The 15,773-nt window shown below is 41.2% G+C and carries 18 protein-coding genes and 1 riboswitch; of the genes, 5 read left to right on the top strand and 13 right to left on the bottom strand.

What is annotated here, in order from left to right:
• Positions 1–111: 111 nt before the first annotated feature.
• Positions 112–1,494, top strand: a complete 1,383-nt coding sequence (gene pdxR, locus ACKTRM_RS02905; RefSeq protein ID WP_012116923.1) for a MocR-like pyridoxine biosynthesis transcription factor PdxR — start codon at positions 112–114, stop codon at positions 1,492–1,494.
• A gap of 30 nt (positions 1,495–1,524) precedes the next feature.
• Here the strand turns inward: pdxR and ACKTRM_RS02900 are convergent, their stop codons facing one another.
• Together ACKTRM_RS02900 and ACKTRM_RS02895 are read right to left on the bottom strand one after the other, a co-directional pair.
• On the bottom strand, positions 1,525–2,814 hold the full coding sequence (locus tag ACKTRM_RS02900; RefSeq protein WP_012116922.1) for a Na+/H+ antiporter NhaC family protein: 1,290 nt from the start codon (positions 2,812–2,814) through the stop codon (positions 1,525–1,527).
• A 223-nt stretch (positions 2,815–3,037) separates the two neighbouring features.
• Positions 3,038–3,442, bottom strand: a complete 405-nt coding sequence (locus tag ACKTRM_RS02895; protein ID WP_007409338.1) for a MerR family transcriptional regulator — start codon at positions 3,440–3,442, stop codon at positions 3,038–3,040.
• Positions 3,443–3,601: 159 nt separating this feature from the next.
• Between ACKTRM_RS02895 and ACKTRM_RS02890 the strand changes: the two genes are divergently transcribed.
• The gene (locus tag ACKTRM_RS02890) at positions 3,602–4,651 is read left to right on the top strand and encodes an NAD(P)-dependent alcohol dehydrogenase (protein ID WP_012116921.1); all 1,050 of its coding nucleotides are present in this window, start codon (positions 3,602–3,604) and stop codon (positions 4,649–4,651) included.
• Between the two features lie 59 nt (positions 4,652–4,710).
• On the opposite strand, the gene ACKTRM_RS02885 is transcribed toward ACKTRM_RS02890, so the two are convergent.
• The 10 genes from ACKTRM_RS02885 to ACKTRM_RS02840 all read right to left on the bottom strand — a co-directional run bounded on the left by ACKTRM_RS02885 (position 4,711) and on the right by ACKTRM_RS02840 (position 13,269).
• On the bottom strand, positions 4,711–5,673 hold the full coding sequence (locus ACKTRM_RS02885; RefSeq protein WP_012116920.1) for an arsenic resistance protein: 963 nt from the start codon (positions 5,671–5,673) through the stop codon (positions 4,711–4,713).
• A 188-nt stretch (positions 5,674–5,861) separates the two neighbouring features.
• The gene (locus tag ACKTRM_RS02880; protein ID WP_020953905.1) at positions 5,862–7,100 is read right to left on the bottom strand and encodes an HAD-IIA family hydrolase; all 1,239 of its coding nucleotides are present in this window, start codon (positions 7,098–7,100) and stop codon (positions 5,862–5,864) included.
• A gap of 8 nt (positions 7,101–7,108) precedes the next feature.
• A complete protein-coding gene (thiD, locus tag ACKTRM_RS02875) occupies positions 7,109–7,927 on the bottom strand; it encodes a bifunctional hydroxymethylpyrimidine kinase/phosphomethylpyrimidine kinase (protein WP_012116919.1) in 819 nt (272 codons plus the stop codon).
• Positions 7,928–7,941: 14 nt separating this feature from the next.
• The gene (locus tag ACKTRM_RS02870; protein WP_007409545.1) at positions 7,942–8,700 is read right to left on the bottom strand and encodes a class I SAM-dependent methyltransferase; all 759 of its coding nucleotides are present in this window, start codon (positions 8,698–8,700) and stop codon (positions 7,942–7,944) included.
• Positions 8,697–9,707: a thymidylate synthase gene (locus ACKTRM_RS02865; protein ID WP_012116918.1), complete on the bottom strand. Its 1,011-nt coding sequence runs from the start codon at positions 9,705–9,707 to the stop codon at positions 8,697–8,699. Before ACKTRM_RS02865 ends, ACKTRM_RS02870 begins: the two co-directional genes overlap by 4 nt.
• A complete protein-coding gene (locus tag ACKTRM_RS02860) occupies positions 9,704–10,168 on the bottom strand; it encodes a hypothetical protein (RefSeq protein ID WP_012116917.1) in 465 nt (154 codons plus the stop codon). The genes ACKTRM_RS02865 and ACKTRM_RS02860 overlap by 4 nt, the downstream gene beginning before the upstream one ends.
• Before the next feature lie 77 nt (positions 10,169–10,245).
• A riboswitch (TPP riboswitch) is annotated at positions 10,246–10,349 on the bottom strand.
• Between the two features lie 87 nt (positions 10,350–10,436).
• Entirely contained in the window at positions 10,437–10,817 is a 381-nt protein-coding gene (locus tag ACKTRM_RS02855) for a hypothetical protein (protein ID WP_012116916.1), read from the bottom strand.
• 108 nt (positions 10,818–10,925) lie between these two features.
• Positions 10,926–11,975 (bottom strand): 23S rRNA (adenine(2503)-C(8))-methyltransferase ClbA, encoded by a 1,050-nt coding sequence (locus ACKTRM_RS02850; protein WP_012116915.1) that lies wholly within the window; start codon positions 11,973–11,975, stop codon positions 10,926–10,928.
• A gap of 151 nt (positions 11,976–12,126) precedes the next feature.
• Complete coding sequence (locus tag ACKTRM_RS02845) at positions 12,127–12,330, bottom strand: hypothetical protein (protein ID WP_023356738.1); 204 nt, start codon at positions 12,328–12,330, stop codon at positions 12,127–12,129.
• Between the two features lie 144 nt (positions 12,331–12,474).
• Positions 12,475–13,269 carry a dihydrodipicolinate synthase family protein gene (locus ACKTRM_RS02840; protein WP_012116913.1) on the bottom strand — a complete coding sequence of 265 codons (795 nt, stop codon included), beginning with the start codon at positions 13,267–13,269 and terminating at the stop codon, positions 12,475–12,477.
• A gap of 240 nt (positions 13,270–13,509) precedes the next feature.
• On the opposite strand from ACKTRM_RS02840, the gene ACKTRM_RS02835 reads away from it, so the two are divergent.
• Positions 13,510–13,989: a DinB family protein gene (locus tag ACKTRM_RS02835; protein ID WP_023356736.1), complete on the top strand. Its 480-nt coding sequence runs from the start codon at positions 13,510–13,512 to the stop codon at positions 13,987–13,989.
• A gap of 24 nt (positions 13,990–14,013) precedes the next feature.
• Positions 14,014–14,160: a hypothetical protein gene (locus ACKTRM_RS02830; protein ID WP_023356735.1), complete on the top strand. Its 147-nt coding sequence runs from the start codon at positions 14,014–14,016 to the stop codon at positions 14,158–14,160.
• A gap of 101 nt (positions 14,161–14,261) precedes the next feature.
• Here the strand turns inward: ACKTRM_RS02830 and ACKTRM_RS02825 are convergent, their stop codons facing one another.
• A complete protein-coding gene (locus tag ACKTRM_RS02825; protein ID WP_012116911.1) occupies positions 14,262–14,795 on the bottom strand; it encodes a cupin domain-containing protein in 534 nt (177 codons plus the stop codon).
• 271 nt (positions 14,796–15,066) lie between these two features.
• Here ACKTRM_RS02825 and ACKTRM_RS02820 point away from each other — a divergent pair, with 271 nt between their 5' ends.
• Positions 15,067–15,699: a hypothetical protein gene (locus ACKTRM_RS02820; protein WP_015239242.1), complete on the top strand. Its 633-nt coding sequence runs from the start codon at positions 15,067–15,069 to the stop codon at positions 15,697–15,699.
• Positions 15,700–15,773: the final 74 nt, after the last annotated feature.

Genomic DNA, 15,773 nt, shown 5'->3' with positions numbered 1-15,773 from the left:
CTCTCCTCTCGAACATGGATTGATAAAGCGCTTTCCGCTATAATAAGATATCAACTGACATTTAAAAAGGTACAGTTAGGAATAAATACACATGTCAGAGGAGAACATCTGATGAAAAATATGATTTTCGCTTTCGAAAGCGATACCCCGAAATACAAACAAATTTACGAGCAATTTAAAACATTGATTGAGCAGGGAAATATTCAGGCAGATGAGCGGCTGCCTTCGATTCGGGAGCTGGCAGATTCCCTGCGGGTAAGCCGCAATACAACGCTGATGGCTTATGATCTTCTTTTAGCGGAGGGATACATTCGCGGAGAAACACGCAAAGGTTATTTTGTAAATGAAGTAGAACCTTCTTTATTTCAAAAAGAAAACGATGTTGTTTACGCTGAAAAAACCGAATCAACTCAGCCGGTCCTGATTGATTTTCGCGCCGGAGCCGTCGATCAAAAGCATTTTCCTCTGAAAACATGGAGAAAATTATACAATCAAGTTTTGACATCAGAGAAAAGCTTCCTGTACGGTGAACCGTTCGGCGAGAGAGACCTGCGTGAACAAATTGCCGCTTATCTCTTGGAATCCCGCGGAGTGAAAACAGATGCGGATTCCATTATCATCGGCAGCAGCACCCAGCAGATGCTGATATATCTCAGCCGGATTCTGAAAGAGGATTTTTCGGGAATGATCGTTGAAGACCCGGGATTTGACGGTGCCAGAGCGGCATTTCAATTTCACGGCCTATCTCTGGAAACGATGCCTGTCTATGAAAACGGAGCTGATTTTTCTCAATTACATGCAATGAAAGAAAAATTAATCTATGTGACCCCATCCCATCACAGCCCTTACGGCGTAAGCATGTCCATTCAGCAGCGCCAAACTCTGATCAATTGGGTGAATCATAGAGAGGGTTATATTCTTGAGGATGATTATGACAGTGAATTCCGTTATACACAGCAGCCGTTTCCCGCTCTTGCTTCCATTCAATCAGACCGGGTGATTTATTTAGGGAATTTCTCAAAATCCTTTCTTCCGGGCATCCGCATAAGCTATATGGTTTTGCCGCAGCGCCTTTTGCACCGGTATAAAAAACGGTTTATTCATTTCGAAAGCACCGCTTCTTCGCTTAACCAGCTGACCATGGCTGAATTGATGAAGGCCGGTGAATGGACCCGCCATATTAAGCGCATGCGCATTGTTTACAGGCGAAAAATGCAGCACTTGATTTCACATGTAAAGCAGCAGTTCGGCGATCATGTGACGATCATCGGCGAGCAGTCGGGATTGTATATATTGGTGAGAGTTCACCTGAACTATACAGAAGAAACATTAATCGAACGCGCTTTTCAGTACGGAGTGAAGGTATACCCTACCGCCGTTTATTTCGTTGCCGAAAAACCCGAACCGCCGATCATAAAGCTAGGGTTCGCCCATCTTGATACGGATCAGATCACACAGGGCGTACAGCTTTTGAGAAATGCTTGGCTGTCATGAAAGAAAAAAGGCGCCGAACGGCGCCTTTTTTTATTTCGTATTTCTTGTGAACTTCGGCAGTCCAAATATGATGGCGGCGATGCCGCAGATTCCGATGAAAACGGGATAAAAAGAGTATGGCAGGATGCTGACGGGTGAAATATTCCCGAATTTCCCGGCTGATAACAGCTGCGCGCCGTAAGGAATCAAGCCTTGAATCATGCACGAAAAGATATCCAGAATACTTGCCGATTTTCTGTTGTCGATGTTGAATTTATCAGCGATATTCTTTGCAATCGGCCCGGCTGCGATAATCGAGATCGTATTATTGGCCGCAGCCAGATTCGTCACGCTGACCAGTCCGGCAATGCCGGCTTCGGCTCCTTTTTTCGAACGGATTCGTTTCGTGATGAACTCCAGTAAAAAGTCGATCCCGCCGTTTTGTTTCATCACGCCGACCATCCCGCCGATCAGCATGGACAGGATGATCAGATCGCTCATTCCGGCAATTCCATCCGTAATCGCCTTAAAATAAGAATCAAACGTCAGGCTGCCGCACGCTAACCCGATGATTCCCGTCAAAATCAATCCGCCGAATATGACAGCCATCACATTAATACCGATTAACGCAAAAACCAACACGGCGATATAAGGAAGCACCTTAATCCAGCTGTAAGATTCAGCACCCGTATGGACGGCGTGGCCTGCCGGAATAAAAAATAAGATAATAACAGTCACAATGGCAGCGGGCAAAACAATCAGAAAGTTCGTTTTGAATTTATCCCTCATTTGTGTTTTTTGCGTCCGGACTGCCGCAATGGTCGTATCGGAAATAAAAGAAAGATTATCTCCGAACATAGCTCCGCCGACCACAGCCGCAATCGGAATCGCGGCGGAGATGCCAAGCTCGCCGCTCAAACCCGCGCTGATCGGCGCAACCGCCGCAATCGTGCCCATTGATGTTCCCATCGATATAGAAATAAAACAAGCAATGATAAACAGCCCCGGCAGCAAAAACTGCTGCGGAATAACGCTCAAAGCAAGATTGACAGTTGAATGCACCGCTCCCATTGCTTCAGCCGCTGAAGCAAAGGCACCTGCCAATATAAAAATCATAACCATAATGATAATATCAGGATGTCCCGCACCGGAAGCGAACCATTCTATTTTTTGATTGAGCGATTTCTTCCGGTTAAATAACAGCGCAAAAGCTGACGCAATGATCGCGGCAATCAAGATCGGCAATTTATAAAAATCTCCGGTCACCAGACCAGAGCCGACAAAAAGCCCTACGAATAAGACTAAAGGCAATAACGCCCAAGGGTTCTTTTTATTGTTCATCTGGGTAAACCACCTCTTTTCAGCATTAAAGTCGCTAATCACAGTCTAAGCAACATTTCACACTTTAAAAGTCTGCAGTAAAAAAGTCAAGCTGAAAAAAGGATAAGTAATGATTGATAAGATAGAAAAGGCTGTTTTGTTTCCACTCTTTAGAAAATAAAAAAACCAAGGCTCGTTTCCCTTGGTACATTTCATGCGGCCCGGCGTCCGGGACACCTTCTCTTCATTCAGAAATACATTCAGCTTTCAATCTGTTTTTAAGTTTCGCTTCATTTTCAAGGATATCTTCGTAATCCTCAATCTTCCTGTTTAATCGTTTTATGGTTTCATCAATTTCCCTCTGTTTCTCCGTCAGCCTTTTCCTTTCATTTATCAGGATGTTTTTTCGGGGTTCGATCGTATGATCGGCTCCTTCAATAAATAAAGCGGTATATTCAATCAGCGCCTCAATCGACAGCCCGGCACTTCTCATGCATTTTATAAATTGAATCCAATTCACATCATCTTCGTCATAATCGCGGATGCCGCTTTCATCGCGTTTTACCGGAGGAATCAGTCCTATACTTTCATAATACCTAAGCGTTGCGGCTGATAACTCAACCTGCTTTGCAGCCTGCGCAATCTTCATATTTTTACCACCCGTCCTTCATACCTTTCATAAGCGTGCCATTATAGAATATCATTTCATAAAAAAATAAACCAAACTCCTTGACTTAAAGTCCGCTTTAACATTTAAAGTAAAATCGAACAGAGGATTCATCACTTTATCTTGGAAAGGAAGATAACCATGTGCAATAATCATCCGACTCGTGTATTAAGCGCTCCGCATGCAAAAGCTAAATTTGAGCGGACGACGATTGAGAGAAGAGCATTACGGCCGCACGATATCCTGATTGATATTAAGTACAGCGGGATTTGTCACTCAGACATCCACAGTGCATTCGATGAATGGGGCGGCGGAATCTTTCCGATGGTTCCCGGACACGAAATTGCCGGAGTTGTGGAAGCCGTGGGTGAAGAAGTCACCACATTTGCCGTCGGAGACCGTGTGGGTGTCGGCTGTTTTGTAGACTCCTGCGGGGAATGTGAATACTGCCTTAACGGAGACGAACAATATTGCACAAAAGGCGTTGTTCAGACTTATAATAACCTGGACTACGACGGAAACCCTACGTACGGCGGCTACAGCCAGAAAATAGTTGTCACTGACAGATTCGTTGTCCGGATTCCGGATCAGCTGGATTTGGATGCTGCCAGCCCGCTATTGTGCGCGGGCATTACCACCTATTCTCCGCTGAAACACTGGAATGCCGGCCCCGGCAAAAAAGTGGCGATTGTCGGAATGGGCGGACTCGGACATTTAGCCGTTCAATTCGCGCACGCTTTAGGCGCAGAGGTCACCGTCCTCAGCCGCTCAATGAACAAAAAAGACGAAGCGCTTGAATTTGGAGCCGATCATTACTTTGCCACAAGCGATCCGGATACATTTACTGAGCTGGCCGGACGATTTGATCTTATTTTAAATACAGTATCCGCGAACCTTGACGTAGATGCCTACTTATCCCTGCTTCGCATTGACGGTACATTGGTAAATGTGGGAGCGCCCGCTAAGCCGGACTCATACAGTGTGTTCTCCTTAATCACGGGCCGCCGCAGCATTGCTGGTTCACTCGTCGGCGGTATTCCGCAGACTCAGGAGATGCTTGATTTCGCCGCCGAGCACGGCATTGCTCCTAAAATTGAAGTGATACCGGCCAATCAAGTCGACGAAGCGTACGAACGGGTTCTCCGAAGCGATGTCCGCTACCGTTTCGTCATTGATATTTCAACTTTATAATCGACATAAAAAAACATACCAATATTTGTTGGTATGTTTTTTTCAGTTCAAATTATTTTTTATTTCAGCAGCCATCCGGGCACCGCTTTTATATAAACCAATTCGCCTATCAATTCAACGATCGTCTGTGTGACGATAACAGCGGCGGCTAATGAAGCCCAAGCATCCGGCAAAGCCAGCGCTAACGGAAGGACTGCGAGAGAATTTCTTGTGCCCGTGCTGAAGATCAATGCTCTTCCTTCACCTGTATCCAGACGGAACGCATATGCGATAAACCGGGAGACAAACGGCATAATGAGCAGGAATAACAGATAGATCGGAATCACACGTATAATGATGCCAGCATCACTGATGACCTTGCCGATTTGTGTGGCGACGACCGCCAGTAAGACCAGAGCCATAAAAGGAACAGGCAGCCACGCCGTCCATTCCAACACCTTTTCTCCCGCCGGCTTCTTATCAGCCCATAATTGAGTCATCACAGCCGCCAGCAGCGGTCCCGCTATTAAACATAAGAATGCTTCCAGAAACGGCCCCGCATGAACAGCCCCTATCACTTCTTTCCCGATAAACAGCCACAGGTATAACGGAAGCAATACCATCTGAACGGCGAACAAAACCGGCGTGGAAGCCAGTATTAATCTCTCATTTCCTTTGCCGAGCTGAGTAAAGACGATGACGTAATCAATACAAGGTGTAAGCAATACCAAACAAACCCCTAATAATATAGGAGGAGATTGAGGAAAAATGGCGGTTAACACCCATACAACGACAGGTACAGCTAAGAAATTACCGATCAATAAAGCCGCCATAAATTTGAGGTTTGACATGGCTTCCTTCAGCTTCAAGAATGGGATTTGGGCAAACATGGCATACATGAGAACAGCGATAAGCGGTGATATCGTCCATCCCCAGCGAAGTCCTGAATCTTTCCCGGCGATCCCCGCTATTCCGCCGATTACAAGAGTCACACCATATATCCAAATTTGCTGTTTTTCTAATGTCTCTCTGGTTATTTTCATTGGCTGACACCTCTTCTCCGCCCATTATACCTTCTTTTCTGCCGCTCTTGCATTATGGTTCTGCCGGAATTAAAAAACACCAAGGGTCTGTGACACTTGGTGTTTTTGGAACGCGGCCGAGAAATACGGGTTGAAAACCGTTAATCCTTGTAAATAACCCCCAAAAAGTATTTTTGACATACTGTTCCTTATCGAATAAAAGCATTCTCTTTCATTTCCAAAGCATCATCCAGCCATCTCGGGTGCATCGGCAAGAGATGTTCAGGTAATTCATGGATATCAAAATATCTGATTTCCATAGCTTCCTCTGTGGACTTTTTCAAAGTGCCGCCGATGACGTCACATTGAAAACAATTGGTAATAAAATGGCTGACTCTGCCGTCAGGGTATATAAAGGTTTGTGAACTCGGATCAGAATAAACGCCTATCATTTTAGAGACTTTCACCACTAATCCAGTTTCCTCTTCTATTTCTCTTATAATTGCTTGTTCAACTGTTTCACCAGGTTCCACATGTCCTGAAGGAATGCCCCATAAACCATTATCAGCACGCTTCATTAATAAAACGGAACTTGATTCTTTAATTATAATTCCAGCGACTCCGGCTTTCACTTGTTCTGTCCATTGGAAATCCGGTTTTTTCCGTACTTCTGCCTTTATTTCATTATCGAACAAGTCTTTCAGATCGCGGATCACAACATCCGGATTTCTAAAATCATGTTTTGCAGGAAATAAAGTATTTTGTTCAGAAACTAATACGGAAGTGATGCCTATTTGGTTTGCTCCGACAATATCTGTTTCAGGCGTATCCCCAATCATAACGCATCTCTCTTTATCTTCAAAAGACTCGAGTACTTTTTCAAATATTGAAGACGCCGGTTTTCCAATTATAATCGGCTCTTTAGCAGCTGCTGTTTTAACAGCCGCGACTATAGCGCCTGTCGCGGGAGCTGGTCCGTTAGCGGCAGGAAATGTTTTATCCCCGTTTGCAGCGATAAATGAAGCCCCGCAGCGGATGAGGTTTACTGCCTTATGCACATCCTGAAATGTAATATTTTGATCCCATCCAATGACAACAGCCTCCGCCTGATCTTCCGTAAGATCAATACCGGCCTTTTGAATTTCACTTTTAAGTTGGTCATTTCCCAATATATATGCCTTCTTTATTCCTTCACTGACAAGGTAATCAGCTGTTGCCCACCCCGCAGTAAACACTTCATCAATACTTGCTGAAATCCCCAGTTTATGAAGGCGTTTCACAATCGTTTCTCTTGTAACACAAGGATCATTCGTTAAAAAGCGAATGGCTTTCTTTTCTTCACGGAGTCGTTTTAAAGAGGCCACAGCTCCTGGTAAAGCTTTATCTCCTATATATATCACTCCGTCTAAATCAAATAAAAATACATCATAATTCTTGGAGATCATCATAACACTCCTTAAGCGGTTGTCTCTTGGTTAATAGTTGAGCGATACGCAAAATGATTTGTAGGGCCTTGTCCTTTCCCGATTCCTAAGGGATGTTTAATGGCTGCTGAAATGAATTCCTTTCCAGTTGCCACTGATTCCGGTATGCTGTGCTGCTTTGCCAGCTCTGCAGTTATCACAGCTGAAAACGTACAGCCTGTTCCATGAGTATGCTTTGTATCAAAGCGGGGAGAAACAAATTCCTCGAAGTCCTCGTCAAAGTACAAAATATCACGGGCTTCTCCGTTCAGGTGCCCCCCTTTTACGACAGCACTTTTTGCCCCGTATACCTCCACTATTTCTTTCGCCGCATCACGCATCTGCTGTACAGTCTCGATTGATTTGCCGATGATTACTTCCGCTTCCGGAATGTTCGGTGTAATAACAGTTGTTTGGGGTATTAATAATTTCTTCAAATGATCAATGGCGTCCTTATGGAGCAGATGATGTCCGCTTTTAGCAATCATAACCGGATCCATCACATACGATTGAATATTTGCGTCTTTTAACTTTTCTGCCAGCAATTCAATAATTCCTATACTTGCAAGCATACCGGTTTTGACAGCATCCGGTTTTATATCATCCACGACACAGTCTATTTGCTGAGATATATTCTGAAGAGACATCTCCTCAAAACTTTTCACACCAAGTGTGTTTTGTGCAACAACTGATGTAATGACTGCCATTCCATATACCTTTTGTTCCTGAAATGTTTTTAAATCCGCGTGAATTCCCGCCCCTCCGGAAGGATCAGTCCCAGCAATCGAAAGCGCTTTATAAATATCCGTCAACTTACACTCCTCCTTCAGGCAGGTTTCACTGCTTTAAAAATGACAAAAGGCGGATATTCCTTTTCACATTTCCAATTATTAAATTGAAACTCTTTCTCTATGGCTTTTACATGCTCTTGGTCAATATCGTTTAACGTTGGTTCTGATAAAGTTACATTTTCAAAACCTGCATGAGTTAATAGTTTATAATACATTGACTTCGGCCAATGAAAATCATTTAAAATTAAATCTGCTTGTCCGGGAACATGGAGCCATTCATTTCTTTCTTCTCCGTAAGAATATTCTTTCCCCGGTATTCCATTGCGGAAGGTTGAAAATTCAATTCCGGTTGAATCAGGATTCGTATCGAGTATGACAAATGAAGCTCCTGGTTTTAACACACGAAAAATTTCATCTATGATACCTTTGATACGCTGGTCACTATCCGTATTAATAAAAACATAACAGGCCATTGCAGCATCAACTGAGTGATCTGGTAAGAAGGAAAGATTATCGTGTTCAATTAAATGATAGTCCACATGAGGATGTTGTCTTTTTGCCTTTGCTATATCTAACATCTTCCTTGATTCATCGACTGCGATCACATTGCAGCCTATTCTGTCAGCCAGCCTATAAGCTACCTTTCCTGGACCGCATCCGAAATCGAGCACCTTTTTAATCTCCGCTTTATCAAAAGTACGAAAAACAAACTCAAAACCTAACGTTTGTTCTAAAACGTCGTTATAAGCATCGAATTTACCAGCAACACTGTCTTCTTTCCATGAAGTTTTCATTGAATTTCCTCCTTTTGCTCAGTTGAGAAATAATGAAACCACTTATTCCTGACGAAAAATTGATATATAGGAAGTAAACTTTGAAATAGAGAATGATCCATATCCCGTTTATATGCAATATGCTGGTATATACTAAAAAGGAAAAGAATCTGTTTCCAGTAATCAGGTAAATCAAGCATTTCAATATCGTTTTTAGTCATAGAAATTTGATCTTTCCTAAGTAATTCTTCGTACTTTAAGACTGTTTCAATGGACGGCCAGTTATTTCCCTCAGGCATTTTCGGAAATTCAAATTCCGGAATATCATGGTGATTTTCAGCTTCTTCAAGCACCGTTTTCGCCCATTCATGATCTGAATCATAAATATGGATCGATCCCGCATTATGAAAATATTCTCCGACTTCTAAACGCAGTTCTCTGGCCATTAATTCCTGCATGAAGGTAAATGAGAAAAGATCACTGATCATCCCGCGAAAAGCATCATTTGCACGCATGACAGAAGACATGTATAATTCGCCTTCCCTCACAAAAAACTGCAAACCGATTGTGCAGGAAACATCTATATTTTCTAAAACGAAGAGTTCCGAAGCATCGAATATTTGAATAAATGCCCTTTTTGAATCAATATCTTCTTGTGTCAAAAGATTTTTTATTCTATTCCATTGATTTAGTTTTGCATTTCCGAATTCAAATATTTTAGGCCCGTACGCAGTGCCTGTTAATGTTTTTTTATTCATTGAGTATGAAGGCATTTTTTTATTGTAATAACTGATAAAATCTAAGTCGTTACTCCCCGATAAATACCATAGCACTTCAGCAAAATTAAACACGATATTGGTTTTTCTTGAGGATAAATAAGTGACACGTTCTATTGGATTTTCCAGAGTCAGATGGTAGTTCAATTGTTCTCTGCTTTTTTGTCCGCGCGGTGAATTGAAAAATTCAGGGTTGTGATAGATGTCATACAGCGTTTCCGTATATGCTTCATGAAAAGTTCTCTTTCTCATTGAGATTCCGCCTTATATGCTGCAAAGATATTTTTAATGTTCTCTAATAAATCATCTGTATCTTTATAGCTGATGTACTCAACATCCGCCACTGCATGTAGCCCTTGAATTAAGAAAGCATAATCCTTGTCCTTTTCTAGAAATAGCACGATCTTTTTTTTCAAGGCAGAAGCCCATCCAATTTCTATATGTGTTCCAGGAGAAGCGGGTGATCCGGGAAATGCTGCAAAAAGGTCGCAAGTACTTATTTCATCAAAATCAATTTTAGTGCATTGAAGGGGTGTCATGAAATCTTTCCCCCACCCTTCCCGCTTGTGAGCATTATGAACCAGCCATCCTTCATTCTCAAAAAAGGAAATTAATGATTCCAGCTTTCCCCTCTCATACGTACTCATCAATCCAGTTTTCTCATCTACTAAACTTTTAAAAGGCCCTGCCAGAAAAACTTTTTTAGTCGCCACTTCATATCACCCTTTCAAAATAAATAAAGCCACTTTCCTCTATGGAAAGTGGCTTAAATATAGATAAGATAAAGAATCTCTCTAATTTTTCACTTCCCTACGCTGGTATTAACCAAATCAGGTTCAAAGGGTCAGGACGTATTGTCTCTTCTCAGCTATTAAAGCTCCCCTAGTGACTTTTTATAAATATTTACTTTAATTCTATGCTATTCCATATAAATAGTCAAACAATGACTTTCCCTTCAATATTGCAGCTTACCCACTAGTTTTAAAACCTTCCGGCCTCTTTTTTCCTGCCAACGAATAAGGTCACGGCAACACTCGCTGAACTGACCAAAGTCCCTAGTACGGCAGCAAGAATTGTCAAAAAGCCATTGGGAATCAGAAATCCAATCGGAATGAGGCCCGCAAACGTGAGGACGATAAAACATTGATAGACTCCGGATATGATTCTCACAACCAAGCTGCCAAAAAAGGACATGACGAATGGCGGAATGAACAAACATAAGATGATTCCGAGTGAGATCAATAAAATCAGAGGCTCGTCAAAAGAAATGACACGATCGCCGGGAGACTCTTCAGCAGCCGCGAATACAGCAAATATAGACATTATCAGCGTAAGAAAAACAAGAAAAAACCTTTTCAGCAACGTTATGACTCCTTTTTTTATAAAACGGGTATCTTTTTTTCAATCACGATAACCATTTTATGTTATCTAATGAAATAATATGAAGTCAAACCGAGTTCTGCACCTGATTTATTGGTTCTTATTTTTTTGATAATTTCCATATAATTGTCCGCAAGCAGCATCTATATCAATACCAAATTGACTTCTGACGGTCACGTTAATTCCTGCTGACTTTAATTTTTTATAGAAGTTTACAACTTGTTTCTCATTTACTTCTTCAAATCTCATAGGTGAACTAACAGTCGGGTTATATCTAATGATGTTTACATGGAACAAGTTCCCTCTCTTATATCTGCTTCTTAAAAGATTTACTACTTCATTCGCATGATCAATAGAATCATTAACTCCCGGCAGCATAATATAAGCAATATAAACTTTTCTTGAGGTCACACGTATATGCTCATCTAATGTGTCCATTACCTCCAATAACGGGTAGCGTTCATTAATCGGCATTAACTTGCTTCGCTGTTCATTAAAAGGAGAATGTAATGAAAACGTCAGGTTGACCTGCGGATAATCCTGAGTGATTTTTTTAATGCCCGGAATAATACCTATAGTCGAAATAGATAACCTGCGAGGGCTTAAAGCAAACAACTCCGGATTTGTAAGCACATGTAAAGCATCAAAAACTTGTACATTCGCTAATGCTTCTCCCATTCCCATAAAAGAAATACTGTCAATTGAATGTCCTTTTAAGTGAAAGTACAAAATTTGGTCAGTCATTTCATCTGACGTTAAATTGCGTTTTAAACCAATATCTCCTGTTGCACAAAATTTACAGCCGAAATGACAGCCGCACTGCGAGGATATACAAAATGACTCCCAACCGGCTTTATATTTCATATTAACCGTTTCTATTTTTTCGTCTCCGGAAATTTCAAATAAGACTTTTGTTACTTGCTCAGAATGCTGCACTTTTAAAGGAGCAATATTTAAAATCGACTCTCCGAACTCCTCTATTAACAATTTTCTCAGGGATTTAGGAAGAACCGTTATTTCATTGAAATGATTTATTCTCCCTTGGAATACAGCATTTTTGATTTGATTCATTCTAAAATCAGGAAATTTATTTTGCTTCAGGAACTCTTGGATTCTTATATACTTGTTTTTTTGTTGCATGTTTTCTCATCCTTCCATAATACTCTTGTTTGTTTGAGTAAATAGAAGGGAGTTATCAATCTAACCTTTTTTTAAAATCAGGCACAAAAAAACACCGACACAATTATCGGTGTTACGCTTAAATAACATCATGTACAAATAAACAAGGACATTATGTCATTGGATTATCGTTTATTTGACATAGAGAAAAAGCACCGATAACTGTTTTTGTATGGCGATTTGGCTTAAAAAAGGACAGACTGCTCCCTTTGTCCGCCAAGATGTTTCCAATTTTTGCATTTTTACCATACAAAATTCCATAAATCGTTATCATCGCTTTCACCTCTTTCTTGTCAATATTAGCAATAATCACCATATCATAAGGTTTCCCCTTATGTAAAGCTAAACAAATGCTTACGCCCCTGCTAATGACAGTATTATATAACTTGCTTATTAAGCCTAATCCAAGTACAGAAAGCGCGCTGATCACATTTTTCACTTATCCGCGACGGAACATTTCTTATATAATGGGTGACCGGCAGCTGCCTGCTTGAATCCCAATCTTCCTATAGTGATTTTTTATATTCATGACAGTATGATGATTTGTCACTTCAGCAATCAGATCGTTTATTCGGTCCAGATTAATCGGTTTATTTTCTGATAAGCTGCTGAAGCTTTCTCTGATTTCTTCAGGATAGACATTTCCGGCCATGCTTGACAGGCCGTTACACCCGTTACTCATCATCTTCGGAAATTCAACGTCTCCTGCGGCAAACAAAATAAAGTGATCAGGGAACTCTGTTTGTTTATGACGCAGAACGTCTCCTCCTTCTTTCAGCCCCCTTATCCCGGGATGCCGGCTTATTAAGTCTTTAAGCGCTTTCTCACTCAGATTAAAACCGGTCCGGCCGGGGTTATTATAAAGCACAGCCTCTTTAGAGGTATGACTGAGAAGTTCGTCAACGTAATAAACGGCTTGCTGCTGTGTCGGTCTTATATAAGGAGGAAAACCAATCAGTACAGAATCAATATTGGTTTTCTCGATGTGTTTCATCAGTTTGACGGCATCACTGGTTCTTACGGCTGAAACACCGAACATCAGTTCAACATCTTCAAATTTTCGCTGATGAACATACTCAATGATCTGAAGACGCTCATCTATGCTGAGTGAATGCTGTTCACCAGTCGTGCCGCATATGAGTAACGAATGGATACCGCTGTTTTTCAAATGTTCGACAATAGCATCAAATCCTTCTAAATATAAACTTTCATCTTCATGAAAAGGCGTAGGGATAGCAACATTAAAATTTCGCATGAGAATGTCCTCCAAGTACATATTCTTGAATATCTGCAGAGCATCATATAACACTGTATGACATTTAAAAAGGTACAGTTTCAGATAAACAAACATGTCAGATGTAAAGGCCGACACACAAAAAAAGCAGGCAAAGAGAGCCTGCTTCATTGCTTCATCCTCTAGCGATTCATTCCCTGAATGGCTTGACAAATATGAGTAATAAGGCAAACTGAATATAAAAATTGTGCTAATGAGGTGATGCTGTATTCTGCCGTTAATGAAAATTACAGCCGCTTAATATCCATTGTGTCAGACATGTCACAGCAGGAGATCGCTTATAAAGGACCAAATCAAACATACAATAGTACAGCTCAGCTAATAAGACACTTAGCAAATGTTGATCTCAACTGGATATTCAGAATAAAGGGTGAACCGATACCAAAGCAGCTTGAAGAGAAGTATGGACCAATGTTAGATCAGAACAATAAGCTCCCTTTCATTTCCGGTGTTTCATTAGAACAAATTCTCACTGATTATGAAGAAGTATTCAGCATGTTTAAGTCTGTTTGTTATCAGTTAACTGACGATCAGCTGAATCATACAGTAGATTATGAAGCAGAAAAACAAGCAACCATTCAATGGGGAATATGGCATATGGCAGATCATAATAGATATCATCAAGCTCATATTCATCAGCTTCGCAAATGGTTTGAAGAGAAACAGAAACTTGGCAGTTAAAGCCGCTTATTAGGAGGAGCAAGGATGAATTTATTACAAATTCCCTGCGGATCGTCTATTTTCACTGACTGCCAATCAATTAAAATGGTCAGACAAAAAACCACATTTGCTGTTGAAAAGTTGTGGAATAAAGCATCGCATCAACTGCACTATGACAAGCTGAAACGTTAATATTTTGTGTTTCAGCCATTCAATCGCTTTATTTAATGATGCTGTCCAAATACGATTTTTTCTATAGTCTTTGCAGCAGTAAAGTCCTCTGGAATCCTATACTAATCTTCCGCAGCCGCTGCATCGGCCTTTGTCACATGAACTGTACCAAACGGATGGTTGGGAGGAGCATAAATTGAATACAGTTTTAACGGCGTATTACCCGTATTCACAACATTGTGCCAAGTGCCAGCAGGGACAACAATGGCATAATCATCATAGACATTTCTTCGGAAACTTAAATTATTTTTACTCTTGCCCATTTTAACTATCCCTCGGCCTTGCTCAATCCGTAAGAATTGATCTACGTGAGGATGGATCTCCAAACCGATATCTTCTCCAATACCAAGACTCATCAAAGTAATTTGAAAATGCTCTCCTGTCCATAGGGCCGTACGGAACGTATTGTTTTGTTTTGCGGCTTTATTGATATTCACAACAAATGGTTTTGGTCCATAATCTTTCAAGAGAAGGTTTCTATCTTCGTATGAAGGATCATAGTTATTTGGAACAGTCCAATAAACAGATCTTCCATCGCTATACATCGGTACATTCACACAATAATAATATTGATGCGAAAAAGGTATATAATACATTTTTCATCCCCGCAATTTTAAATTTTTGTGATATTATCCTATGCTTTTGGTAATGAGAGTGTGCCGTACTAAGAAATTCCCTTGTTCAGCCTAAAAGACTTAAGTTAGCAGAAACGTTTTGGCCACTAAATCCGTTTGCATAAAAAATACCAACTGAATATGCGCGGACTAAAATCGTTGCACTGATGGATAATTTAGGCACATGCCCTTATCAAAAACAATCTGGGTGCATATCCTGCTCCTAAAAGTCATTCATAAAGGGAGTTTAGATATGTATTATTATTATCCGTATTATGTATATGATTACAGACAGCAGCCTGATTTAAGTCAGGCAAATATTAAAATGCGAAGCCATTTATCTGCGATTCAACAAATTCCAATACACTCATCCTCCTTTCAACAATCAATGGCTGCGGTAGTGAAACACTTGCAGGCTGTCAGCAGAGCACTCGCTCTGGGATGCGGTATGAGTTCAGAATTCAGATTTCTTCCAGACACTTGGGGATTACGAGAACTTCATATTGTACACGCGAAATATCTTACTCCGTTGAGCTATCACGTTTATTCCGCTTTAGGCGCAGCAGAGCTTCTCGCCTCCGGACAAGGCCGGGCTCCTCATTTTCCTCTTATGGTTGGCTGCATGAATTCAATACTTCGTCTATGGTCAAACTTCCCCGCAGCGATAGCAGACCTGAGAAGAGCAGCCGGTCACCAATACGCGTCATCTGTAGACGAGGCGGAAAATCTCCTAAGACCAATGGTTCCAGCCACACAACAGGCATTATCCATCAGTCAATCTGCAGTGAGTCCGGCTATTTGGCAGGCTTCCTTACGTGCCGCGCAGTTAGCTCGGGAAGTACGTCAGAATGTTGCACAATCAATGAGTCAGGGATCTTCTTATTAATTAAGCCAAAAGATTTTTTCGGCTTTACACAGTCACATAACCGTACTTATTCAACACAAAAAAGAGCAGTAAAC

Source organism: Bacillus sp. D7-8, from assembly GCF_052055895.1.
Lineage (GTDB): Bacteria > Bacillota > Bacilli > Bacillales > Bacillaceae > Bacillus > Bacillus velezensis.
The sequence above is the reverse complement of the archived record's forward strand: the minus strand, read 5'-3'. Positions and strand labels throughout refer to the sequence as shown.

What these genes read in the sequence shown, in the direction of transcription:
- pdxR (WP_012116923.1), top strand. Translation starts at nt 112, where the DNA reads ATGAAAAATATGATTTTCGCTTTCGAAAGCGATACCCCGAAATACAAA.
- ACKTRM_RS02900 (WP_012116922.1), bottom strand. Translation starts at nt 2,814, where the DNA reads ATGAACAATAAAAAGAACCCTTGGGCGTTATTGCCTTTAGTCTTATTC.
- ACKTRM_RS02895 (WP_007409338.1), bottom strand. Translation starts at nt 3,442, where the DNA reads ATGAAGATTGCGCAGGCTGCAAAGCAGGTTGAGTTATCAGCCGCAACG.
- ACKTRM_RS02890 (WP_012116921.1), top strand. Translation starts at nt 3,602, where the DNA reads ATGTGCAATAATCATCCGACTCGTGTATTAAGCGCTCCGCATGCAAAA.
- ACKTRM_RS02885 (WP_012116920.1), bottom strand. Translation starts at nt 5,673, where the DNA reads ATGAAAATAACCAGAGAGACATTAGAAAAACAGCAAATTTGGATATAT.
- ACKTRM_RS02880 (WP_020953905.1), bottom strand. Translation starts at nt 7,100, where the DNA reads ATGATGATCTCCAAGAATTATGATGTATTTTTATTTGATTTAGACGGA.
- ACKTRM_RS02870 (WP_007409545.1), bottom strand. Translation starts at nt 8,700, where the DNA reads ATGAAAACTTCATGGAAAGAAGACAGTGTTGCTGGTAAATTCGATGCT.
- ACKTRM_RS02865 (WP_012116918.1), bottom strand. Translation starts at nt 9,707, where the DNA reads ATGAGAAAGAGAACTTTTCATGAAGCATATACGGAAACGCTGTATGAC.
- ACKTRM_RS02850 (WP_012116915.1), bottom strand. Translation starts at nt 11,975, where the DNA reads ATGCAACAAAAAAACAAGTATATAAGAATCCAAGAGTTCCTGAAGCAA.
- ACKTRM_RS02845 (WP_023356738.1), bottom strand. Translation starts at nt 12,330, where the DNA reads ATGGTGATTATTGCTAATATTGACAAGAAAGAGGTGAAAGCGATGATA.
- ACKTRM_RS02840 (WP_012116913.1), bottom strand. Translation starts at nt 13,269, where the DNA reads ATGCGAAATTTTAATGTTGCTATCCCTACGCCTTTTCATGAAGATGAA.
- ACKTRM_RS02835 (WP_023356736.1), top strand. Translation starts at nt 13,510, where the DNA reads ATGCTGTATTCTGCCGTTAATGAAAATTACAGCCGCTTAATATCCATT.
- ACKTRM_RS02830 (WP_023356735.1), top strand. Translation starts at nt 14,014, where the DNA reads ATGAATTTATTACAAATTCCCTGCGGATCGTCTATTTTCACTGACTGC.
- ACKTRM_RS02825 (WP_012116911.1), bottom strand. Translation starts at nt 14,795, where the DNA reads ATGTATTATATACCTTTTTCGCATCAATATTATTATTGTGTGAATGTA.
- ACKTRM_RS02820 (WP_015239242.1), top strand. Translation starts at nt 15,067, where the DNA reads ATGTATTATTATTATCCGTATTATGTATATGATTACAGACAGCAGCCT.